This window comes from Corallococcus carmarthensis, from assembly GCF_003611695.1.
In the GTDB taxonomy this organism is placed as follows: domain Bacteria; phylum Myxococcota; class Myxococcia; order Myxococcales; family Myxococcaceae; genus Corallococcus; species Corallococcus carmarthensis.
In genome coordinates this window covers 1-21,414 of the sequence record NZ_RAWE01000113.1, presented here as the reverse complement: position 1 = coordinate 21,414, position 21,414 = coordinate 1, and the positions used below count along the sequence as shown (strand labels likewise).

At 67.3% G+C, this 21,414-nt stretch carries 20 protein-coding genes; 5 read left to right on the top strand and 15 right to left on the bottom strand.

Annotated elements, in window-relative coordinates; genetic code table 11:
- Window positions 1–3 precede the first annotated feature (3 nt).
- A complete protein-coding gene (locus D7X32_RS26440) occupies window positions 4–960 on the top strand; it encodes a phosphotransferase family protein (RefSeq protein ID WP_120605345.1) in 957 nt (318 codons plus the stop codon).
- On the opposite strand, the gene D7X32_RS26435 is transcribed toward D7X32_RS26440, so the two are convergent.
- Genes D7X32_RS26435 through D7X32_RS26405 form a run of 7 tightly spaced genes read right to left on the bottom strand, consistent with a single transcriptional unit; the run spans window position 952 to window position 10,309 of the window.
- Window positions 952–1,701, bottom strand: coding sequence for a hypothetical protein (locus D7X32_RS26435; protein ID WP_120605344.1), 750 nt, complete (start codon window positions 1,699–1,701; stop codon window positions 952–954). The two genes, D7X32_RS26440 and D7X32_RS26435, sit on opposite strands and share 9 nt — an antisense overlap.
- Window positions 1,701–2,549: a phytanoyl-CoA dioxygenase family protein gene (locus D7X32_RS26430; protein WP_158625767.1), complete on the bottom strand. Its 849-nt coding sequence runs from the start codon at window positions 2,547–2,549 to the stop codon at window positions 1,701–1,703. Before D7X32_RS26430 ends, D7X32_RS26435 begins: the two co-directional genes overlap by 1 nt.
- A gap of 14 nt (window positions 2,550–2,563) precedes the next feature.
- Complete coding sequence (locus D7X32_RS26425; protein ID WP_120605342.1) at window positions 2,564–4,522, bottom strand: B12-binding domain-containing radical SAM protein; 1,959 nt, start codon at window positions 4,520–4,522, stop codon at window positions 2,564–2,566.
- Window positions 4,513–6,384 (bottom strand): B12-binding domain-containing radical SAM protein, encoded by a 1,872-nt coding sequence (locus tag D7X32_RS26420; protein WP_120605341.1) that lies wholly within the window; start codon window positions 6,382–6,384, stop codon window positions 4,513–4,515. Before D7X32_RS26420 ends, D7X32_RS26425 begins: the two co-directional genes overlap by 10 nt.
- Window positions 6,384–7,595, bottom strand: a complete 1,212-nt coding sequence (locus D7X32_RS26415; RefSeq protein WP_120605340.1) for an aromatic ring-hydroxylating oxygenase subunit alpha — start codon at window positions 7,593–7,595, stop codon at window positions 6,384–6,386. The genes D7X32_RS26420 and D7X32_RS26415 overlap by 1 nt, the downstream gene beginning before the upstream one ends.
- A gap of 36 nt (window positions 7,596–7,631) precedes the next feature.
- Window positions 7,632–9,566: a B12-binding domain-containing radical SAM protein gene (locus D7X32_RS26410; RefSeq protein ID WP_120605339.1), complete on the bottom strand. Its 1,935-nt coding sequence runs from the start codon at window positions 9,564–9,566 to the stop codon at window positions 7,632–7,634.
- A complete protein-coding gene (locus D7X32_RS26405; RefSeq protein ID WP_120605338.1) occupies window positions 9,563–10,309 on the bottom strand; it encodes a 2OG-Fe(II) oxygenase in 747 nt (248 codons plus the stop codon). Before D7X32_RS26405 ends, D7X32_RS26410 begins: the two co-directional genes overlap by 4 nt.
- 121 nt (window positions 10,310–10,430) lie before the next feature.
- Here D7X32_RS26405 and D7X32_RS26400 point away from each other — a divergent pair, with 121 nt between their 5' ends.
- Window positions 10,431–11,201 (top strand): phytanoyl-CoA dioxygenase family protein, encoded by a 771-nt coding sequence (locus D7X32_RS26400; protein WP_120605353.1) that lies wholly within the window; start codon window positions 10,431–10,433, stop codon window positions 11,199–11,201.
- Window positions 11,202–11,274: 73 nt separating this feature from the next.
- On the top strand, window positions 11,275–11,619 hold the full coding sequence (locus D7X32_RS26395; RefSeq protein ID WP_120605337.1) for a Nif11 family protein: 345 nt from the start codon (window positions 11,275–11,277) through the stop codon (window positions 11,617–11,619).
- 63 nt (window positions 11,620–11,682) lie between these two features.
- Here D7X32_RS26395 and D7X32_RS26390 read toward each other — a convergent pair whose 3' ends face one another.
- The 3 genes from D7X32_RS26390 to D7X32_RS26380 all read right to left on the bottom strand — a co-directional run bounded on the left by D7X32_RS26390 (window position 11,683) and on the right by D7X32_RS26380 (window position 15,298).
- Complete coding sequence (locus D7X32_RS26390; protein WP_158625766.1) at window positions 11,683–12,354, bottom strand: TylF/MycF/NovP-related O-methyltransferase; 672 nt, start codon at window positions 12,352–12,354, stop codon at window positions 11,683–11,685.
- Between the two features lie 80 nt (window positions 12,355–12,434).
- The gene (locus D7X32_RS26385; RefSeq protein ID WP_120605335.1) at window positions 12,435–13,301 is read right to left on the bottom strand and encodes an aldo/keto reductase; all 867 of its coding nucleotides are present in this window, start codon (window positions 13,299–13,301) and stop codon (window positions 12,435–12,437) included.
- Window positions 13,302–13,597: 296 nt separating this feature from the next.
- Complete coding sequence (locus tag D7X32_RS26380; RefSeq protein ID WP_244239188.1) at window positions 13,598–15,298, bottom strand: serine hydrolase; 1,701 nt, start codon at window positions 15,296–15,298, stop codon at window positions 13,598–13,600.
- A 381-nt stretch (window positions 15,299–15,679) separates the two neighbouring features.
- On the opposite strand from D7X32_RS26380, the gene D7X32_RS45560 reads away from it, so the two are divergent.
- Together D7X32_RS45560 and D7X32_RS26375 are read left to right on the top strand one after the other, a co-directional pair.
- Window positions 15,680–15,847 carry a hypothetical protein gene (locus D7X32_RS45560; protein ID WP_158625765.1) on the top strand — a complete coding sequence of 56 codons (168 nt, stop codon included), beginning with the start codon at window positions 15,680–15,682 and terminating at the stop codon, window positions 15,845–15,847.
- 23 nt (window positions 15,848–15,870) lie between these two features.
- Window positions 15,871–16,446 carry a hypothetical protein gene (locus tag D7X32_RS26375; protein ID WP_120605333.1) on the top strand — a complete coding sequence of 192 codons (576 nt, stop codon included), beginning with the start codon at window positions 15,871–15,873 and terminating at the stop codon, window positions 16,444–16,446.
- A 90-nt stretch (window positions 16,447–16,536) separates the two neighbouring features.
- On the opposite strand, the gene D7X32_RS26370 is transcribed toward D7X32_RS26375, so the two are convergent.
- From D7X32_RS26370 to D7X32_RS26350, 5 genes are all read right to left on the bottom strand, one after another.
- Entirely contained in the window at window positions 16,537–17,208 is a 672-nt protein-coding gene (locus D7X32_RS26370) for a VOC family protein (protein WP_120605332.1), read from the bottom strand.
- A gap of 186 nt (window positions 17,209–17,394) precedes the next feature.
- Window positions 17,395–18,672, bottom strand: a complete 1,278-nt coding sequence (locus D7X32_RS26365; protein ID WP_500683172.1) for a DUF418 domain-containing protein — start codon at window positions 18,670–18,672, stop codon at window positions 17,395–17,397.
- A 265-nt stretch (window positions 18,673–18,937) separates the two neighbouring features.
- A complete protein-coding gene (locus D7X32_RS26360) occupies window positions 18,938–19,123 on the bottom strand; it encodes a hypothetical protein (RefSeq protein ID WP_120605330.1) in 186 nt (61 codons plus the stop codon).
- Between the two features lie 144 nt (window positions 19,124–19,267).
- Window positions 19,268–20,401, bottom strand: a complete 1,134-nt coding sequence (locus tag D7X32_RS26355; RefSeq protein ID WP_244239187.1) for a tetratricopeptide repeat protein — start codon at window positions 20,399–20,401, stop codon at window positions 19,268–19,270.
- 93 nt (window positions 20,402–20,494) lie between these two features.
- The coding region (locus D7X32_RS26350; RefSeq protein ID WP_244239186.1) for a Circumsporozoite protein at window positions 20,495–21,414 on the bottom strand (920 nt) is incomplete at its 5' end.

The window sequence follows — 21,414 nt, the reverse complement described above, 5'->3', positions numbered from 1 at the left end:
CTCTTGTCCAGCCAATCCCTGGGTGACGAGCGCATCCGCTCCCTGCTCGCCGCGCTGCTCGGCGCCGCGGAGCCCTTTCGCATCGAAGTCATCCCCTCCCATCTCTACGTGTGCCGCAAGGTGATGCAGGGCGCCGAGGCCTTCCTCCTGAAGATTGCCCTGGCCTCAGGCCCTGGGGAGGACCTGCTCCGCGGCGTGGAGGCCCAGCGCCTGGCCCAGGCGCGCGGGGCCCGCGTCGCTGAAGTCGTCGCCGTCTCGGGTGGGGCCAGTGCGTCGGAACATGCCTTCGTGCTCCAGCGGTGGGTCCCTGGGATGACCGGCACCAAGGCCCTGAAGACGGCCAGCCCCGGGGAGCTCATCTCCATCGCTCGCTCGCTGGGGCGCAACATCGCCCTCATCCATGGTGCCCTGCGGGAGCGGGAGCTGGATGATCGCATCCAGGAACTGCGCCGCGGCGGCTGGCGTGCGCAATGCGCCAGACGGCTGGCGGCCCGGGCCCAGGCCTGCCAGAACACCGGAGGCCTTGCCGCCGAGCTGGGCGGTACGCTCGCCCGGCGGTGCTCACGTCTGATCGAGGAGTGCCTCGAGGAGGTGGGCATCGGCCTGGTCCACTGGGACCTCCATATGGACAACGTGGTCATCGCTGACGCGGAGCTCGCGGCAGTGCTCGACTTCGACCGCGCCGAGCTCGGCGACCCGCTGGTGGACTTCGTCAAGGTCGACGCGACGCTGTTGATGGAGCATCCGGCCGGCCTGCCTCCCTTCCTGGAGGCCTACTCCGCCGTGCACCCCTTGGGACCGTCCTGGGACCGGCGGATATTCCTGTACCAGGGCATCGAGTACCTCTCGGCCCTGTCCCAGCTGCACTTTTTTCCTGACGAGGCCGAGCGCTACCTGCGCCTCACCCGGCGATGGCTCGCGAACGAGCGCCACCGCTGGCAGGGGCTGGCCTCAGCCTGAAATCAGCGGCCGGAAGATGCGCCAGCGCTTGGACTGGATGAGCGGCGCGAATCGGGCATGCTCCTCTCGAAGAGAGTGAAGGAGCAGTTCGGCGAGCGCGTCGTGGAGCACCTGGCGCGAGCGGAGCAGGGCCTTGCGTCCGCCTTGGATGTCTTTGAAGTCGAGGGTGTCCCTGAACTCACGGGCCAGTCGCCGCGCCTCGGGACTTTCGAGCGCCCGCGCGGTGGTGGCGAACATTCCCGCCACCTGCTGCAGCAGCGCGGGGGCCCGGGCGAACGCCGTCGGGAGCGCGGTGGTCAGCTGGCGGTAGCTCTCGGCGGATTCGCCGTCCGGCAGGGGCGTCGAGGGACTCACGGCGAGCACGCAGTCGACGATGGCATCCATCGTGTAGAGCACGATGTTGCGCCACACGGCGCGGATGCGCTCGTCGCTGACGACGCGGATCCCCTCGAAGCTCTCCTCGGGACCTGGCGTTGCTCCGGGTGGGAATGCGGCAATGGCCCCGGGGGACAGGGCCGGAATCCGGCGCGCATTGTGCGCCCGGTTCATCCCCTCGCGAATTGAAGCCACCTGCGCTGGGGAGAAGTCGAGCGTGAGCGAGTCCGTCAGCGTGTCGGCTCCACCCCGCAGCATCTGGTCCGCGACCATGGGGACGATGCCGACCTCCACCTGCGGGAAGCGCAAGTTCGCCTCGCGGTAGAGCGCGCAGAGCTCATCGCTCAGGTATCGGGCAATGCCCATCACGTCTCGGGTCCCGCGTGGCCCCTGCCCGAGGCCAGCAGCCCGAACGGGTCACACAGCCTGCCCGACGCGCCCCGCAGTTCGATGCGGCTTCCGTCGGGGAAGCGAGCGTAGCGGCTCTCTCCCGGAGGCCTCGGGGTGACCTCCCAGCCCGCCGAGCGGCGGAGGTAGCCCGCCAACTGCACGTTGTCCTGGGCGCGCACGTCGTAATAGGCAACCCGGCGATGCCCGTAGCGCTCCTTCGGGTCCGAGCAGTGCACCATGAGGCAGTGGTGCACGGTCACGAAGCCCGCGCCGCCGGTCAGCAGGACACTGTCGCGCTCGGCTTCCGGGGGGACCTGGGGCAGGTGGTGGAGGAACTGTCCGTCCTGGCAGTGGGGAAGCGGGCCGAGCCGGTGGCTGCCAGGGAGCAGCCGGACGGGCCCCGAACGTTCGTCCTCGTCATCGAGGTGGATGGCGAACGCGAGCAGGTCCTGGTTGGTGTGCGGGTAGAAGGCGAAGTCCTGGTGCCACGAGAAGCTGCTGAAGCCCGTGGACTTCAGGGGTTTGTTGATGAACTTGGTGTCGTAGAGCTCCACCCGCGGTCCGAGCAGTGCCGTCAGCAGGTCGACCACGCGCGGCTCGCGCAGGACGGACGCGAACGCCTCGTGGAGGAAGATGATGTCGGTATGGTCGATGAGCTCCTCCTCGCCGACACGGAGGCGCCCCTGCTGCTCCAATTCGTCGAAGGCGGCCTGGAGGCGGCGGACCGTGGCGGCAGACAGGAGGTCGGGGATGTTCAGGTACCCCTGCTCGCGGTACTTCTCCACCCAGCCGGACCGGACGTCCCCAGGGGGGCTCTCAAGCATTCGCGGTGAGGGAGTCATGGGCTGGCGCGGAGAGAAGGGGCGGCGTCCCCGGGCCGGGGGGCCAGGGGCCCGACCCGCGAGGGGACCAGGCTCGAAGACAGCTCGAGCGCGCCACAGTGCGGCTCGTAGAGGAGGGGGCCCCGGGTGGCGGCGCACTGGCCTCCCGGGTCGTACACGGTCAGCGTCGCCGGCCCCAGCTCGCTCAACCGGCAGGCCGTGTCACCTTCGTGGACGCGCATCACGTACTGGCCGAAGTCATGCGCTACCTCCAGCGTCGCCGGCACCGGTCGGCCCGACCAGGCCATCACGAAGCGCTGGACCTGGTAGACCGTGCAAAGCGCCCCCTCGGCCCTGATGCCGTGCCGCCAGGCGATGTACTGCTCGACCTCGTCGTAGAAGGCCGGCCACCCATTGCCCAGCACGAACTCCGCCAGCGGATCGGTTGCCCCGTCGCGCGAGACCTTCCAGTCACGGAGCCGGCGCAGCAGGGGGAAGGCTGCCAGGTCCGCGTCCCGCAGCGCCTCGAGGAAGGCAACGTGGGTCAGTCCGTGCTCGTGACGCAGGTAGAGCATCACGTGCTTGAGGATGGACTCGCCCTGGAACAGGTGGAACACCGCGGACAGCTTCGCCATCTCGAGGAACTCGTCCTCGGTGAAGGTGGTGCTGGAGACCACGAGGTTGGGGGGGAACGGACGGATGCCCAGCGTCTGCAGCACCGCCGGCTGGGCGAGGCGGCTCTGGCCCGCCATGCGGATGCGGTAGCGGGCGATGTACTCAGGCTCGGCCATCGGCGTGTTGGGCAGCACCCCCGTCCACGCGACATGGGCCGTGAGGTTCTTGTCGCACGCCCACTGCAGGTCGCGGGCGAACGTGTCATACGTGCTGCCCGGCAGCGCCATCATGATCTCGGTGTGTACGGGCAGGTTGTCGGCCCGGAACTCCGCGAGCAGGGCGTCGTATTGCGCCGGCTTGATGTTCTTGCGCTTGACGGCGGAGAGCACCTCCTCGTCCCGCGTCTGGATGGAGAGCACGCCCTGCGAGACGAGCCCCGCCTCGCGGGCGATCCTGACGATTTCGCTCACGCGCGAGGTCGCGTTCTTGGCGTTGTTCATCTGGAATTGCAGTGGGTAGCCCCACTGCTGCTTCAGCGACGCGACGAGGCGGGCAATCTCCAGGTCTCGCGGGAGGATGCCAAAATTGGCGTCGGCGAGCCCCACCACCGCGATGCGGTTACGCGCCGCCCACGTGAGTTCGGCGGTGACCCGCTCCATCGAGAAGCAATGAATCTTCTGCAGCGTGGCCTGCCCCCAGTCGCAGAAGGTGCAGCCGTAGGGGCAGCCACGGTTGGTCTCCAGGGTGATGACCGGCGCGTGTGAGGAGACGAGGTCGTCGAACTCGCCCGTCAGGTAGGGCGACGGGTACAGGTCGAGCTTCTCGCTGCGGGGACGGGGACGGGCCTGAACGAAGGTGTCTCCGACAAGCTGGGCCACTCCCGGCACGGCGCCGGTATCCCCGCCGTCGAGCATCCGCTCGAGCAACTCGGGCACGGTCGCCTCGCCCTCGCCCTGGCAGGCGATATCGACGTACCGGTGCTGCCGCAGGAACTCCTCGCAGGCCTGCGGGTGGCGCGGGACGCTCGGCCCCCCGTGGATGGTGAGGTTGGCGGGGTCCAGCGTCTTGAGCTCGCGGCTCAGCTCCAGGTGATCATCCAGGTTCCAGACATAGTCCGAGAACAACACGAGTCCCGGACCGTGCCGCTGCTGCTGGGCAAACAGCCCGCCGCGGCTGCCGATATATCCAGGCGACAGGTCGAACGCCTCGAGCAGGTGCGGATGATTCTGTCGGAGGTTGGCGGCAATCAACCCGAGCGCCAGCGGCGGCCGGAAGTCGTTGAAGCAGTTGACGAGGTAGATGGGGGTCCGGCGTCTCGTTCCCGCGACGCCGTTCACGGCGGGCCGCGGTGTCAGGGCCATACGGGATACCGTCCTCGCAGGCCGCCCTCCGGGGCAGGTAGTGGCTTGGGAATGACTTCCTCTCCGAAGTCCCAGCCATGGGCAATGGTGAACTGGCGGGCCTCATGCCGGTTGAAGCACTCCTCGCTCGGCAACTCCATCCGCTCGAGTGCCTCGTAGATACCGGGGGCGTCAAAGTCGAGCTCGACGGCCAGGTCGCGGAAGTCCTTCTCGCGTGGGCCCAGCTCCCGCTCGAGCCGCAACAGCTTGCTCACGTTTGGCAGCGCCTCCTCGAAACCCTGTTGCTGGAGCTGCTCCAGCAGGGACGAGATGATGACGTCGAACGCCAGCTCCCGCCGCCCCAGCAGCCAGCGGTACAGGAACTCGCGCTTCTCGAAGATCTCCGTCATGTCCGCGGACTGCAGCAGCGGGAAGCCAGGGCGGAAGTGGTCGAGCAGTTGATGGAACGTCGTGCGCAGCATGCGGGACACGGAGCCCAGGCGGCGTAGCGCCAGGTAGCGCGTCGTCAAGGGGATGATGTTGCCTCGGTAGAGGAGGATATAGGCGGTGATGAGCGCATACCCCTCCTGCCCCTCCTCCCGGCCAAACGACTCGCACGAGAGGATGTAGTCGGCGCGCGCCTCGCCATAGGGCGCCATCTCGACGGTCTCGATGCGAAGGGCCTCGCGGCGGTTGTAGAGGTCGGTGCCGGGGAGCATCGCGTAGGGGTAGATGGTGTGGCTGGGGAAGACCGTCGTCAGCTTGTCGAGATTGGCCTCGAAGTCGTTCAGCGTCTCACCAGGGAGGCCCCAGATCAGCTCGGACACAATCGGAATCCCATCGCGCCCCATGGCGCGGGCGGCGCTTTCGTAGTCCGCCATGTTCATGCGATTGCTGAGCTTGAGCGCCCTGGGCGTGAGCGTCTGAAGCGCTATCGTGTAGTGCTCAAGGAGTTGGTGCCGGTGCAGCAGCCGGGCAATATGCTGCACGCGCGCGTTATGGGTCTTCGACCAGCAGGTCGCGAAGTGCACCGGGCGCCCGAGCCGGTGGTTGAGTTCGACCAGGGTCTCCGCCTTCTCGTAGTCGTCGGGCAGCGCGCCAAAATTGGAATCGCAGAAGAGCACGCCCTCAACCCCGCCCTCCATGATGGCCGTCAGGTCGCTGCGCACACGGTCGAGCGAGAAGCGAGAGATGTTTACGCCGATGGCCCCCGTGCCCCATTGGCAGAACGAGCACGCGAAGGGGCACCCGCGCATCGTCTCGTAGGCCACCCACTTGTAGGGGCGCCCCTCGGGGTCGGTGAAAGGGACGAAGGGGACCGGCGACGGAATCCTGTCGAGTTCCTTGATGCGTGGCCGCGGCGGAGTACGGACGACCTTCCCGTCGGAGTCGAGGAATGCGATGCCCTGCACCTGGCGGAGCGCTGCCAGGTCGGGCGCGTCCAGCAGCTCGGTGAAGGTGATCTCCCCCTCGCCGATGACCACGACCTCCATCTCCCGCTGGATGAGATAGGCCTCGGCCTCCTGAACATGGGGTCCGCCGGCGATGACGAGCAGCTCCGGGCAGTCCGCTTTCATTGCGCGGATCATCGTCAGGAAGGTGGGGACGTTCCAGGTGTAGCAGCTGAACGCGGCGACCGGGCGCTGACCCCGTGCGACCGCGTCGCGGGCGCGCTGCAACTCGGTGGCCTGCCACTGCGACGCCAGCCAGCGCTGCGCGTCGGTGTGGTAGCGGAAGTGCACCATGGACAGGTCGGTTTCCGCCGCCGTGCGGCCATAGCTGGCGAACCAGGCCTTCAGGCCTCCTGTGACCAGGGGGAGGAAGGTGAACTGCTCGACGTCGAGGCTGAGGAGCCAGACGGGGCGCTGGTGCATGGAGGGCATTACCTGGCTCCTGAGTGAAGACGGGATCGGACTTCAGCGGGCACCTGCCGCTCGGCGTCTTCCGCCAGCAGTTCGTCGTACTGACGGTGCATGTGGATGAGCGAGGGCTCGTTGCGTCCGAACACGAAGGTTCGCTGGGCACGGGCTGACAGCGCGGCCTGCGTACGGACGGCAACGCTGTGGTCTTCGTCCTCGACCACCCGGTGCATGTAGTCGAAGTGCTTCAGCAGCCGCTCCCGCTCCGCGGGAGCCTCGACGGGGTCGGCGCAATACAGCTTGTGGTGGGTGACGGAATGGCCCACGTGCTGGCCCGGCACGATGCTGAAGACCCGCACCGTGGGCACCTTCGCGCCCGTCACGTTGAGGCTGATGTTCGGGTAGATGTAGTAGACGAAGGACAGGTGGTCGAGCGGCACCCAGTCGTGTTCGGGCTTGGACCGCAGTTGGCCGATGTCGAGGCTGGGAAAGGCGAGCCGGTAGTGCCGTCCGATGCGGTCGAACGTCATGACGTTGTTGTGCGTCATCATGGCGATCGTATCGCGGTGCAGGACGGTGAAGTGGTAGCCCTCGGCGAAGACATCCAGGGCGAACTTCCAATTGACAGGCGAGTCCAGCGGCTTCTCGTGAATGCGACAGGTGCGGCCTACGCCCCAGCTCTCGAGCTCGGGGCCAAGCGGGCCCAGGTGCTCGTCGAGGTCGATGTGCATGCCCGGCGTTGCGCAGACGAAGACCATGCCGTACTTCTCCGCCACCGGGACGGAGACGAGCCCGCGCGAGCCTTTGTCCACTCCCTCGAACCCCTGGTGGAAGGGAATGCCCATGAGCCGCCCATTCCGCCCGTAGGTCCAGCCATGGTACGGGCAGCGAAAGCAGTCGTGCCCGCTGCCGCGAGTTTCGAGGACGACCCGGGTCCCCCGGTGGCGGCAGATGTTCATGTACGCGCCGAGCGTGCCATCCTCCTGCCGCACGATCAGGATGGGCACGCCACTGTCGTCGTGCGTGATGAAGTCGCCGGGTTGCTTCAGGTCGCTGCTGAAGCCGGCCCACAGAGGGGTGCGGCGGAAGAAGAGGTCCTTCTCGTGCTCGAACCGGGCGGGGTCGTCATAGGCGGATGCGTCGCGCTCGAAAGGCTGGGGGGCCAGGTCGGTCGTCCGCCCCTCGATGAGGCGATGCAGGCGCTTTACGACATCGAGTTGCTGGGGCCTCTCCATGCATCCAGTCCTCTTCCTCAGGCCATGGTCCGACGTTCACGGCACGACTGCGTGATGGCCGCGCACCACCCCCGGCGCCATCGAACCGGGGGCAAGGAGGTCCGCGGCATTGACGGGGTATCCGACCGCCAGGGTCGACCGGACGGTCTTGCTGAACACGCCAGGCGGCGGCAACCGCATGCGCCGCAGCGAGCCGTGCACCGCGCTTGCATTGAACTCGAAGGAGAAATGCCCCTGGCTGGTCTCCCCCTGCATGCCGGGCGAGAGCGCCTCGTCGATGGAGAGGATCTGCTCGGCGCGCTCGCGCAGGTCCTCGTCCGCGGGGGCGAGCGCCAGCAGCACCTCACGCATGGCGCGGCGGATGATGCCAAAGCAGGCCTCGCGCTCCTGGAGGAGGCGGAGGTAGATGCGGTCCCGGTTCGCGTAGGCGTGGAGCCCCATCTCCTCCTCCGGCCGGGTACCGCCGCCCCAACTGGCCAGGATGGCCTGGAGTATCCCCTTGAGCACCCGTGAGACGGAGACGCGCTCGTCGAGCGCCAGGAAGCGGGAGGTGAGGGGAATCAGGTTCCCTCGGTTGAGGATGTTGTGCGCGGTGATGAGGAAGTAGCCGCGAATGCCCTCCTCACGAGAGAAGGTGTGGCTGGCGACGACGTAGTCCAGCTTCCAGTTGCCCATCTCGCGGAGCGTCTCCGTCTGGATTCGATACTCTTCGCGGCGGTCGAAGAACTCCGTGCCGGGCAGCAGCGTATAGCCATACAGGGAGCTGCTTGGAAAGATGGCGGTGATGGTGTCGAGGTTGCGCTCGAAGTCGGCGAGGTTGTCCCCGGGCAGGGCCCAGATGAGCTCGGTGGTGATGGGGATGTCTTCCTGGGCCATCTCGTCGACGATCCGTTGAAAGCGGTTCATCGGCAGGTTTGTCCGGTTGCTCGTCGCGAGCGCGGATGGCGTGAGGGTCTCGAGCGCGAGGGTGTAGTGCTCGATGAGTCCAGCGGCGTGGAGCGAGCGGACGACGTGCTGCACGCGCTCGTTGTGGCTCTTGGACCACGACGTGCAGAACATGGTCGGGCGCCCGTAGCGCGCACGCAGCTCCACGAGCAACTCCGCCTTCTCTGCGTCGCTTCGCAGGGCGCCGAAGTTGGAATCGCAGAAAAAGAACTCCTCGATGCCTGCCTCGGCCATACGCTCGAGGTCCGCTCGGATACGGGGAATGGAGTACTCGAAGAGCTTGGTCCCGATGGCTCCCGTGCCCCACTCGCAGAAGGCGCAGCGGTACGGACACCCGCGAGCCGTCTCGTAGGCGGCGCGCTTGTACAGCGGGACCCCGGACGCGTCGCGCAAGGGGACCACGTCCAGCGGAGACTCCAGCTCGTCGAGGTTGCGCACGCGCTCGCGCGGCTGCGTGCGGTGGGGCTGGCCCATGACGTCCACCCAGGCGATGCCAGCAACCGGAGGCAGTACATCCGAGGCGTCGGCTCCCGCGGCGAAGGTGGCATCCAGGAGCTCGGTGAACGTGAGCTCTCCCTCACCCAACACCACGACGTCCGCCAGGTCCAAGCGCAGGTAGTCCTCGGCTCGCTGGACCTGCGGCCCGCCGGCAACCACCAGCAGGCCCGGCACCATCTCCTTCATCTGGCGCACGAGGTTGAGGAACTCTTCCGTGTTCCATGTGTAGCAACTGATTCCCACCGTCGGGCGGACGCCCGTGGCAAGCGCGGCCCGGGCACGCTCCCGCGCTGACTCGGCCCAGGTGGTGAGCAGCCACAGGGGCACGTCGAGGTGGGAGTGGAAGTGGACGATCTCGACGTCGGTGCTGGCGGCGGTCCGGCCGTGCTTGACGAAGTAGGCCTTGAGGTTGCCGGATGCCAGCGGGAAGGCGTCGGGGTACCGGCTGCTGTCGAGGCTGAAAAGCCATACGGGGCGCGGCGTCGCCGGTGCCTGCCTGTCGCCGTCAAGGATGGCGGGAGTGCTCATGGGCGCGGCGCCCCTTTGACAGAGCCCCGGTCGGGATACATGAACGTCCCTTGGAGGCTGACCCGGACATTGCTGCCAGCGGCCGGATCCACTTTCTTGATGCCGTGGAGCACACCCGCGGGGACCACCACGAGCCGGTTCGGCTTCGGGAGGATGTACATGCCGGCCCCGGTCTCAAGGAGGGCCTCGTTCTCGGGGGTGTTGTCGAGGTGGGTTCCGAGGAAGCGGCGCTCGTCGCCGAGCAGCTGGGTCTGGGGGAACTCGAAGTTCCTGCTCTCGGCGTCGGCGACCAACAGCTCTCCGCCCCACTGCACGTTCCAGGTGGGATGGCAGTAGAACGTGAACGCGCCGGTCGTCTGATTCTGATTGTCCCGATGCCAGGACAGCCCCATGTTTGCGGCATAGATATACGGGCGGCAGAAGAAGTGGGACCAGTCCTCGCCATGCGCCCCGACCCAGTCGACGAACTGCGCTTTTATCGAGAGAATTTTTTCAACGACGAGGTCAATGCCCTTTCCAGTGGGGTGGATGGGGCTGAAACGGTCCGTGTCCGTCGAGTGGCTGAGGGTGACAGGGCCGCGCAGCGGGACTCCATCCGACAATCGCCACGCATTGACCCATCCCATCCGGTGGACATGCTCGAACTCTTCGGATTGGACATACGCCCAGACCAGCTCGAACGAGACGGGGTCCAGAAAGTCGTCGATGACGAGTGCTTCTGGCTTGGAAACCACCGTCCGCATGTAAGCCCCCGAGGGCGGAGATATCCTACAGGTGTGGTTAAGTGTATATTTCCGGAATTGAGCAAGTCAAGTCATGGGCTTGAGTTGACCTGCCCTGCTCCGGGTGACAGCGTGCACGGTCATGACACCCGAGGAACAGTACCTGTTTGATCTGCGTGGATTCCTCGTGGTGCCCGGTGCGCTGTCTCCTGAGGAGCTGTCCGAACTCAACGCAATCTTTGATGAGCGTGACGCGAGTGAGTCGGAGCCTGCGGCGGCGAAGCATCGGTTCCAACGCCTCATGTGGTGGGGGGCGGCCTATCGGAAGCTGATTGATAACCCACGCATCACGTCCTATCTCGCGGAGTTGATTGGACCCCAGTTCCGCCTGGACCATGACTACGCGGACCTCATCCGGAGTGGCCGGGGGCCGACCGGCACCATGCTGCACGGGGGAGGCACGCCGTTCGACCCGTGTATGTTCTTTCATGGTCGCGACGGCCGGATGCACAATGGCTTGACGGCCGTTGCGTACTACCTGCGCGACGTGAATCCTGGTGAGGGAGGCTTTGGATGCGTGCCGGGGAGCCACAAGTCGAACTACCCATTCCCTGACGCATGGCGCAATCTAGAGGAACTACAGCACCCGTGCGTTTCAGCGGTCGCGGCTCCGGCTGGAACCGCCATCATCTTCACCGAAGCCCTGACGCACGGGACGCTGCCGTGGCGGGGCAAGGCTGACCGGCGCACGCTGTTCTACAAGTACAGCCCCCCGGCCATTTCCTGGTCGGCACATTACTACGATGCGAATGAATTCGATGATTTGACCGTGCGTCAGCGAGCCATTCTGGAGGGGCCCAACGCGAGGTACGGCGGGCGGAAGCTGCCTTACATTGTCGGACGGAAGGCTTGAGGCCGTTTGAGGCCCGCTTGACAGGAATTCACGGGTTGCTACTCTGGGTGAAACTGGGATTGGAGCGTCAAACATGGCCAAGGACCGTGTCATCGGGTTTCTTCATGACCTTGTTGGAGACCCGAAGCTGAGGAAGCAGGTCACCGCAGTGGCACCTACCCCGGCTGCGTGGATGAACGTCGCCAAGCAGAGTGGTTATGAGTTCTCAGCGGATGACCTGAAGGTCGTCTCCGAGGAGATCGCGCAGAAGCCGCTCGGGGCGGAAGACGTCGTGACGGAGCTGCTCGCGACGATGACGGTCAAGCCGAGCGGGGGGGATGGCGCGCAAGGCGACATCGCGTTCTCGCCTCAGGGCATTGCCCGCCTCAAGTCGGTGATGCAGCAGGGGCGCTATTCGGGCTACTACCGCCCCTGGTAGCTGCCGCCGCGCACCTGGATGCCCCCGTGCCTGCGTTGGCAGCGCACGGGAGCGGTTTCCCTCTCAGCGTGATACTGCCGCGCGAGCCAGGATGTCGTCGGAGATCCTCACATAAGCGGCGGGCGCTCGCGGCCCCTTCTTCAGGAGGGCGAGGCTCAGCCCACGCTCCTTGAAAAACGCGTCGACGCCAGTCGTTTCGGACCAGCCATTGCGGCTGTATTCGTCGAAGCAGATCAGCCCTCCGGGCGACAGCCGTTCCCAGATCTGCTCCAGGACGAACTTCGTGACACTTCCTGCATCCAGGTCACAGATGGCCAGGGCAATCTTGTTCGGCCACTCCGCCAGGGTCCTTGGGAGCGTCTCGAAGACATCTCCGGCAATGAGCTGGACCCTGTGGCCAGGGCGCTCCTCCAGCTTGCGGTTGACCAGCCGGACGCTCGTGTCGTTGGCGGACCCGGCAGCGTAGAAGCTCCGGTCCGTGCGGGCAGCCTGGCTCATCTGGTTGGACGCGGGGAAGCCACTGAAGGTGTCAAACCCGAGGATGTCCCGAAACGGGCTGGGCGCGTCAACGAGCGCGGCGAGGTCATTGAGCACGCAGAGAAACGTACCCCGGTGGGCCCCGAACTCGACGATATCGCCTGGGACGTCCTTGAGCAGCTTCAGCTGCTCGTAATAGAAAAGAGTCTTTTCGAGCAGCTGTCGGGGGATGAAGGCGGCTGCATCCTGGCTCATCATCGACAGGAGCTCGAGTCTCTCGAGGTCTCGTTCCTCGTCAGGGAACTGCTGGGGCGCCCCTTCTGGCACAGGTGCTCCTTTCATGGCGTTGGAAACGCGGCGTTGAGCTCGGCCATGTCCTGGGCATCGAGCCGCAGATGCATTGCCGCTGCGCTGTCGAGCGCGGTGCGGATACGGCGGGCCCCCGGGATGGGAATCACCACGGGGGAGCGGGCGAGCAGCCACGCGAGCGCGACCTGAAAGGGAGAAGCTCCATGGCGCTCGCCGACGCGGCACAAAGGCTGGTTCGCGGCGATGCGCGCCTTGCCCAGCCTGCCGCAGACCGGGCCATAGGCGATGTACGCGATGCCACGCGCTTCACAGTGGGCAAGGACTCCGCATGTGAAGTCTTCGCGGTCATGGGGGCTCAGGCAGTTCTGGACACTGACGACCGGGACAAGGGCCTCTGCCTCCACGAGCTGGCGGAGGCTGACATTCGACAGGCCGATATGCCGCACCTTGCCGGCGCGGCGGAGCTTGTCGAGCACACCGATGGACTCCGCGAAAGGGACTGCAGGGTCAGGGGCATGCAGTTGGTAGAGGTCGATGCACTCGACGCCGAGTGCGCGCAAGCTCGCCTCGCAGGCTCGCTCCAGGTGTTCCGGAGCGGCATTGAAGGGGAAGCTGCCATCGCGGTGGTGCTCGAGCCCACCCTTGGTGGCGACGAGGACCCGCTCGTTCGAGGAGCGCTCACGCAAGGCGCGCGCAATCAGCCGCTCGTTGTGGCCGAGGTCGTCGGGTCCCGGGCAGTAGATGTCGGCGGTGTCAATCAGCGTCATGCCCGCATCGAGCGCCGCGTGGATGACGCGCACGGCTTCGGCCTCATCGGGCCGCTCGTAGATGGACAGTGGCATGGCCCCCAGTCCAATGGGCGCCACGTCAAGGTTGGCGATGCGCCGGGTGTTCATCACGAGGGATGGTAAGGCAAGTGGCGCAGTGCCGAAAGACAGGAGAAGGCAGGGCGGCGTGCCCGCTCGTTTCTGGCGGCCAGCTCTTCCTCCATCTCCTCCAGGACGAGGCGACTGGAAATCCGGAGGGCACCGGTCTCAAATCCCATCTCACCGACCCAACGACGAAGCGGGCTGGAGGCTGAAAAGTCTCCAGCCCGTTTTCGTTTTTGGGGCTTGCTGCTTCGTCCCCGCCGGCCTGCGGATGGCCGCCGATCTGGCCGCCAGGTCCCAGCCATGCTCGCGCAGCGCGGCCATCATCTCCTCCTCGGAGACTTCGGAGGGCTTGCGGCGGGACTCGGCCGGAAGGCCAGCAGCGGGCCCCACTCCTGGTCGGCGCAGGACTTCGCCGTGACGCGCGCCAGGGTGACGGCCACGGGGAGGAGTCGGTCGAAGTCCTTCACGCGCTCGAGGAGCGGCGCCAGGTCGTAGCGGGCCAGGTGTTCCAGTTCCTGCGCCGATGAACCTCCCGGCGGAGGCCCTGCGCTCACTTCCCGGTGGGCACGCCAGGCTTCCCGAGGACCTTCACCGCATTGGCATTCCCCGCGTCCAGTGCGAGTGACTTCCTTGTAGTTCGTGATGGCCTCTTCCTTCTGTCCCAGTTGGAGCTGTGCCTCGCCCAGGCTGTCGTAGGCATTCGCATCCGTCGGGAAGAGCTTCACGTTCGTTTCGAACACCCGCACCGCGTCCGCGGCCTTGCTGTCCGCCAGCAGCCGGTAGCCGAGCTGATTCAGGTCCCCCTGATCCAGGCCCTTCAGGCCCTCGCGATGCTTCGCGGTGTACCAGGCGAGCGCGGTGTCGACGCCCTTGAGTCGCATGAGCATATCCACCTGGGCGGACGGCGACACCGGCTCGGGCTTGAACCCGGTCCAGGCATACTCCGCCGCCACGCTGGCGATGAGACGGTCGAAGAGCAGGAAGCCGTTGTCGGAGTTGGCCATGACGACCACGCCGCTGCCCGTGTCACTGAAGGCCATGAACGCGGCCTGGAAGCCTTCATCCGAGCCTCCGTGACGGAACTGGCCAGTGCCCGGTTCCACCTGGAATCCCAGCCCGAACCGCTCCGACTGCTGCGTCAGCATCTGCTTCGTCATCGCCTGGGACAGCACGCGCTTGGACTTGCCCGCCTTCGCGCTGGACACCTCGAGCGCGACCCGCGCGAGGTCGGACGGCGTGGTCCACAGTCCGGCCGCGGCCATCTCCGGGTATACGTGCCAGCGGCCCGCGACGCTCTTCCCGCTGGCGTACGTCCCGGTCGCCGTCCTGACGGCGAGGGCCGGAGGCAGGGGCTGCTCGTAGGAACTGCTGCTCATGCCGAGCGGCTTCAGCACCGTTTCCCGCATGACCTGGGGGAACGGCTTCTGGAGCTGCTCCACCATCATCAGCTGGACGATGGACGTGCCACCGCCGCTGTAGCGCGTCTTCGTACCGGGGACGAGGTCGACGCGCACCGGGGCGGTGTTCGCGGGCGCCACGCCCTCCAGCACCTGCACCAGCGTGGGCATGGGAGCGTCGACGGCGTACCCGGGGAAGCCATGCACGGTCGTCCCCGCGCTGTGGCTGAGCAGCCGGCGCAGGGTGACCTTCTGCTCCTTCGTGAAGTCGTTTTCGGGGACAGTCCACGAGCGCAGCCTGTTGTTGATGTTCTCGTCGAGCGACCATTTGCCAGCCTCGACGAAGTGCAGCGCCGCCAGGGCCGTCACCGGCTTGCTGATGGAGCCCGCCTGGAACAGCGTCTCCAGGGTGACGGGCTCCGAGCCACCCGCCTCCTTTACGCCATAGGTCTTGGCCCAGACGATGGCGTGCTTGTCGAAGACGGCGATGCTCAGCCCGGGAATCCGGTACAGCGCCATCCTCTGCTGGAGCGTCAGTCTCTGGGGTTTCTCGCCTTCAATGACGACCGGGGCCAGGCCCGCCTCCACTCGCGCCGCGCGGGCCGCCTGGGCAGGGCTTGCCAACCATTGCGTGGCGGGCTTCTTCGTCCCCTCCGCCGCGAGGGCCGCACAGGATGGCCGCCAGCACGAGGCGGGACAGGGAACGGCGCATGGGTTCACCGAAGGTAGGGGGTGGGACGCGAGGTGTACGCCAACCCCTCCTGTCGATTGCCGGTCCGAACCCTGTTCCCGTGTGGGCCCACCTGCCCGTCACGACTTCAGGAGGCCCGGACGGTCGTCACGTCATCCCCAGTTGGCACCCGGCCCCTCCGGGCGACTTCCGGAGCGAGATCGAGCCGCTGATGCCAGGCACCTCGTTCGCGATGACGCGCTCCACCCGATGGACCAGCGCTGTGCTCCCGGGAGCGACAGCACGCGGTCCGCCCGTCATCGTGCTGCAACGTGATGTTCACCTTCGAAGACACACATTCCCAGGCGACCCGAGCGGTTCTTGGAGTCCTTGCCTCGACTCGTGGCGATGTCATCGAAATGGTCGAGCAGGCTGAGGCCGGAAAGAAGACCCGGGCGCTCGTGATGAGGGACATCGCCGCGTTGCCGGCCCTGCTGCTATGAATGCGTGACGCTCAAGGAGCCTCATGGGAAACGCATCCGGCAGACAGAAGCAGAAGCCGCTCATCCTCGGTCCCGCTCCCGGCTCCGGCATGGGCGCCTACGCGGTGACGTTCGACACCCTGGAAGACCGCGAGTTGGCCACGCTCAAGGAGAGCGGCTCCCCCGATGCCTTCTACCTGCCCTGGAAGTCGGGTGACGTCACGGAGTGCGAGATCGATCTCGCGACTGACACCCTCGCGTACTTCTTCACCGCGAACCTGAGCGGATGCAGCCTCTGGTACAAGTTCCAGGAGGGCCGCATCCTCATCCGGCACGAGGCCCGCACCGACAGCGCCTCGCAGAACCTGCACAAGCTGGCCGGCTTCAAGTGCGTCGTCGATAGCAGCCTGAACCCGGACGACATCCAGCTCTCGGTTGACGAAGAGACGATGGTTCGCAAGGCGCGGTACTACGTCGTCTACGCGCTCTTCGACCACGAGGCGCGGCAGGTGGAATTCCGCGCGCAACTGGTCGCGCAGCAGACGAACCTGCTCAACCGGCAGGAGTCCTACGACCTCGTCAAGGTCACCCCCGTCATCGTCAAGTTCCCCAAGGCCTAGCGCTGGAGACAGCGGCTGGATTCGTGGGCAGGCAGTCCGCCACGCACGCCGCTTCAAACCTGGCCGTTCATGGCGCAGGGTGGAACGCCTTCATGTCGGCAGCTCCGTCCCGGCCTGCTCCGCGGCCATGTACGCGGCGTACCAGTCGGGCCAGTTCGCGTCCTTCTGCCCGGTGCGCTTCTCATGCTCGCCGTGGGCGGCCTCCGCGCGCCGCAGGGCACTCGACAGATCGCTCGCGGAGCCGAACGCTGTCTCGGCTGAGTCAACCCGGCCGGGCAGCCGCGCCGTGACCTCCTGCAGCAGCCAGCCGTTGCCGTCCGGATCGCTGAAAGAGGCGAAGGTACGGTAGCTGCGCTGGCCGGGTTCAGGCCCGCTCAGCCGGCCGTCCATGCCGAACTGAGCACCTGGCGTCCCGGCGTGGAATACCTCGCTGACCTCGACACCGTGGCTGACGAGGTCGTCGCGCGCAGCTTCGATGTCAGAGACAATCAGGTAGAGCCCCTGGGCCGTGCCGGGGGCGGCCGACGTGACTTTTGTACCGAACTGGATGGAGCCCCCCGAGCCATGGGGCGTGAACTGGACGACCCGGAAGCCGTTATCGAAACGGAAGTCGGCGTCGAGCCTCCACCCGAGGTTCCCGTAGAACGCCTTCGCGCGGTCGACATCCGATACGGGGATGACGACGGCTTCCAACTTCATGTCGACGTTCCCGGCGTGCGCGCCGGTGGTTGCATCCTGACTCCGGGTTGCGGCGGTGCTCATGGCTGCCTCCTGGTCATGGCGTCGCGTGCGGATGAGCGCAGCGCGAGTCTGTCAACCCTGTGCATGCACCCAGAGGAAGACAAAAGCAGGCGTCCCAAGCCGAGCGCTCGGGAACGGCTCGCTTCTCATTTGTTCCGCTCACGGCTTCGGCGATCAGGGCAGCGACAGCGCCTTCGCTGGTCCGCGCTACGCCGACGCCGGCGTGCGCTGGCCCGGGGCGTCATCATGGCGCATCGGCTGGGCCTTTCCATACGTCAGCGACCGCCACACCCACTCCGCGGGGCCGAAGCGGAACCTCGACAGCCACAGGTGACTCCACACCACTTGAACGGAGAAGACGGCCAGGCAGTACGCCACGCACGCCGCGGGACCCAGCTTCGTGATGAAGCCCAGTCCGTACCCGTAGAAGAACAGCACGCTGATGATGGATTGTGACAGGTAGTTCGTCAGCGCCATGCGCCCCACCGGCGCGAGCAGGCCCAGCGCCCGCTGCCAGGTGGCTCGCTGGAAGAGCAGGGTGATGCCGGACACGTAGACGGCCGCGAAGCCCAGCTCGCCCAGGTTCCGCAGCGGCGCGATGGCGAAGGCCACCCACGTCGGCAGCGTCTCCGGGGTGAAGACCTGCTTCAGCATGAGCTGCTGCAACACCAGGCCGCTGCCGCTGCCAATTACCCCGGCCACGAGCCCCCACCCGAGGAGCCGGCGGAACAGCCGCAGGTGCTGGGGCACGTCGTGGAAGATGCGGCGCTTCCCCGCCAGCAGGCCCAGCAGGAACCGGCCAAACGTCGAGAGCGTGATGGTCAGCAGCAACGGGAAGTAGTCGCGGAAGAAGAAGTGAGCGGTCGCCTTCGTCGCGTCCAGCCAGCTCCCGTTCGTGAAGGCCGCCAGCGTTTGCGTCTTGATGGCCGCGGACTTCTCGCTGGCCGCCTTGACGATGGCCGCGCCGGCCTCCGGCGTGTCCGCCATCAACTGCGGGAACTTGAGGATGAACACGCCGACGACGGACCACCCCAGGGCGAACAGCAGGGCGCTGATGAGCAGCGTTCGCTCCGAGCGCCTCCGGAACAGGAGCAGGCCGAATCCCAGCACCGCGTACGTGCTGAGGATGTCGCCGTACCAGATGAGGAACAGGTGCGAGAGCCCCATCACCAGCATCACCCCCAGCCGCCGGACATAGAGCGGCGTGATGGAGGCCCCTCGCGCCTCGGCGCGGCCCATCTGCACCGCGAAGCCGAGGCCGAAGAGGAACGAGAAGAGGGTGATGAACTTCCCGGCCACCAGTACCGAGTACGCCTGCCACGTGACGGTGTCGGCCAACGACGCGTTGTTCATCGCCGTGAGGACCTGCTCGCGCGGCAGGAACACCCTGCCGCTGAACCACACCATCACATTGGAGATGAACACGCCGCACAGGGCGAAGCCGCGCAGCGTGTCGAGGAGCGCCAGTCGCTCGCTGGAATCCACGGGACGGGCCTCGACGCGGGAAGTCGAGACCTCGGAAGGGGCTGGGGTCATGCTCGGAGAAAGTGGGGGCAACGTGAACGTGCCTGCCCATATTCCACGCGAGCGACGCTGCCCGCACGGGCTCCGCGTCAGGGGGAGGAGGAAGCCCTGGCGGAAGCTGCTGCTCCTTCGATTGCGCCGGTCCCAGGTGCTGATGGAACCACGGGAGCAGCGAGGGGCCGTCCGCCAGAGTCAGTTCAACGCCTCGCGCCCCCTCGCCGCGCCGTCACTCCATGCGCCCCATTCCTACGGTCATCGCGGCCAGGTACGCGACGAAGCGGGCTGGAGGCTTGAAAGTCTCCAGCCTGTTTTCGGAGCTTCCTGCTTCGACCCCGCCAGCATGCGGATGGCCAGCTGAACTGGCCGCCGGGCTCATGGCCCGCGGCTTGTTGCGCGCCTCGAAGCCGCGCACGCCGGTCCACTCCGCCCTGCCGTCCGCCTCCAGCTTCGAGTCCGCGCGGACGGGGGCGCTCTGGATCAGCCCGTAACGGCAGTCGCCATGACGGCGCCCCCTGGCGCAGGGCCGCGAAGAGGACAGCGGCCCGAGCGTGGGTGGCTACTTGCCGGCCAGCGCGGCGGCGAGCCGGTCCGCCTGCTCGCGGACGTGCTTGTCGGTGCTGGCCTGGGCCTTCTGCGCGTGCGTGCGGGCCTGGGCCTTGTCGCTGTCCGCCAGGGCCAGGGCCTGGTTGAGGTGCAGCCCCGCATCGTCCGGGTGTGCCTGGAGCGCCGGGGCCAGCACCGCGCGGGCGTTGGCCGCGCCCCCGGGCTTCGACATCAGCAGCACGGCAAGGTCATTGGCCGCGCCCACGTCGGACGGGTCGCTGGTGTGGGCGGCCTCCAGCAGCTTCTGGGCCTCCGCGTCGTCGCCCATCCGCCGGCGCACCTTGGCCAGGGCGATGCGCACCATGGCGTTGTCCGGCACCTTGGCCAGGGCCTCGCGCAGGATGCGGTCCGCGTCCGCGTCCTTTCCGGCCACGAAGGACGCCAGCCCGTGCAGATAGATGGCGTCCGCGTTGTCCGGCTGCTGGAGGCGGATGTCGATGGCGGCCTTGATGGCCGGCTCGGGCGCACCCGCCACGAAGCACAGCGTGGCGAACTCCCGGATGAGGGCCGTTTCGCGAGGGCTGCGCAGGATGGCCTTCTGGAGTGTCTGGAGCGCTGCTCCCACCTGGTCCTTGAGGACCTGCACCCGCGCGGCCAATAGCAGCGGCAGGTGTTCGGTGCGGCTGGCCTCCGCCGCTTCCAGATAGAGCTTGAGGGCGCGGTCGAGCTGCTTGTCGCCCTGGAGCGCCATGCCCAGGTACGTCAGCGTCTGGGCGTTGCCCGGCTGCAAGGCGAGCGCCTTCTCCAGCGCGGCGATGGCGGCGGGGTATTGGTGGTGCGCCAGCAGCGCGCGGCCGTGGTTGACGACCTCGAAGAAGCCCGCCTTGGGCTGGGCCGCGAGCGCCTCCAGCACCGCGAGTTGCCTCGCGTCGCCCTGCTCCGCGTCGAGCCGGGCCAGGTGGCTCAGCGCCTCGGGGTGGGTGGGGTGCTGGGCCACGAGCCGCTGGAGCACCTCGCGCGCGGCGGGCTCGTCATGCTGCGCGAGGCGAAGGCGCGCGAGCCCGAGCAGGGCGGCCGCGTCCTTCGGGTCCTGCTTGAGGGCGCGCTCGAATTCGATGGCAGCGTCCTTGAGGAGGCCCTGCTTCATCAAACGCGCCGCGGAGGATGCCTGTTTGGAGACGGCCATGATGGGTCGGGAAGATAGCCCAGCCCCAGAAGGACTGGGCGGTCTCGCGGGTGCCTACCCGATGCCCAGCCAGCCCCCGACAGTGTCCTTGACGCCGCCGACCACATCGCCGGCGCCCTCGATGAGGTCGCCCGCGGCATCCACCGCGCCGGAGAACACATCGCCGGCCGCGTCCAGCACCGCGCCGCCCGCGTTGATGGCGCCCTCGGCCACGTTCTCCAGGATCTCGCCGCCGGCCGCGGCGGCCGTCTCGCCAACCGCCTTGAGGATGTTGCCGGGGTTGACGGAGCCCTCCACCTCGACGCCCAGGCCCAGGCCGGCCGTGGCCTCCACGCCGACGTCGAACTCCAGGTTGCCGCCGTCCAGGCCGATGTCCGCGTGGGCGTCGCCACTCACGCCAGCGCTGGCGCTGGCGGTGATGCTGGCGGAGGCCAGGGTGTCACCCTCGTGCTTCAGCTCGATGCCGCCGGTGAGGCTGGCCTGCGCGCCCGCGAAGCCGGACGCAGCGGCGTTGAGGGACACGGTGCCGTCGGTGCCGACGTGCAGGTCCAGGTCGATGGAGCCCTCGGCGCCAATCTTGCCCAGCGCCTCCAGGTCCAGCTCGACGGAGTACTGCTCGCCGGCGATCTCGAACTCCACCGTCTTGGTGGCGCTGGCGCCCGCTTCCACCAGGTTGGCGGACACGTCCACCTGCACGTTCACGTCGATGCCGGACAGGCCGATGTCCGCGTCCACGGACGCGTCCGCGCTGAACGTCGGGCCCTGGACGTAGGCGTTGGTGTTGATGCCGCCGGGGCCGGTGCCGTTGACCTCGGCGCGCGAGCCGCCCGCCTCGAAGCTGGACTGGCCGCTCAGCACGTTGCGCGCCGGCGTCTGCACGTTGCCCTGCGCCTGGGTGGAGGCGTTCGGCTGCGTCCCGGGCTGCTGCTGCTGCGTCGCCGGCTTCGCCGGGGGCGGCGCGACGGGCTTCGGGG

Coding starts and splice junctions, on each gene's coding strand:
- D7X32_RS26420 (WP_120605341.1), bottom strand. CDS start 6,384: ATGCCCTCCATGCACCAGCGCCCCGTCTGGCTCCTCAGCCTCGACGTC.
- D7X32_RS26385 (WP_120605335.1), bottom strand. CDS start 13,301: ATGAACACCCGGCGCATCGCCAACCTTGACGTGGCGCCCATTGGACTG.
- D7X32_RS26415 (WP_120605340.1), bottom strand. CDS start 7,595: ATGGAGAGGCCCCAGCAACTCGATGTCGTAAAGCGCCTGCATCGCCTC.
- D7X32_RS26410 (WP_120605339.1), bottom strand. CDS start 9,566: ATGAGCACTCCCGCCATCCTTGACGGCGACAGGCAGGCACCGGCGACG.
- D7X32_RS26435 (WP_120605344.1), bottom strand. CDS start 1,701: ATGGGCATTGCCCGATACCTGAGCGATGAGCTCTGCGCGCTCTACCGC.
- D7X32_RS26355 (WP_244239187.1), bottom strand. CDS start 20,401: ATGAAGCAGGGCCTCCTCAAGGACGCTGCCATCGAATTCGAGCGCGCC.
- D7X32_RS26390 (WP_158625766.1), bottom strand. CDS start 12,354: ATGATGAGCCAGGATGCAGCCGCCTTCATCCCCCGACAGCTGCTCGAA.
- D7X32_RS45560 (WP_158625765.1), top strand. CDS start 15,680: ATGTTCACCTTCGAAGACACACATTCCCAGGCGACCCGAGCGGTTCTT.
- D7X32_RS26405 (WP_120605338.1), bottom strand. CDS start 10,309: ATGCGGACGGTGGTTTCCAAGCCAGAAGCACTCGTCATCGACGACTTT.
- D7X32_RS26370 (WP_120605332.1), bottom strand. CDS start 17,208: ATGAGCACCGCCGCAACCCGGAGTCAGGATGCAACCACCGGCGCGCAC.
- D7X32_RS26395 (WP_120605337.1), top strand. CDS start 11,275: ATGGCCAAGGACCGTGTCATCGGGTTTCTTCATGACCTTGTTGGAGAC.
- D7X32_RS26430 (WP_158625767.1), bottom strand. CDS start 2,549: ATGCTTGAGAGCCCCCCTGGGGACGTCCGGTCCGGCTGGGTGGAGAAG.
- D7X32_RS26425 (WP_120605342.1), bottom strand. CDS start 4,522: ATGGCCCTGACACCGCGGCCCGCCGTGAACGGCGTCGCGGGAACGAGA.
- D7X32_RS26375 (WP_120605333.1), top strand. CDS start 15,871: ATGGGAAACGCATCCGGCAGACAGAAGCAGAAGCCGCTCATCCTCGGT.
- D7X32_RS26400 (WP_120605353.1), top strand. CDS start 10,431: ATGACACCCGAGGAACAGTACCTGTTTGATCTGCGTGGATTCCTCGTG.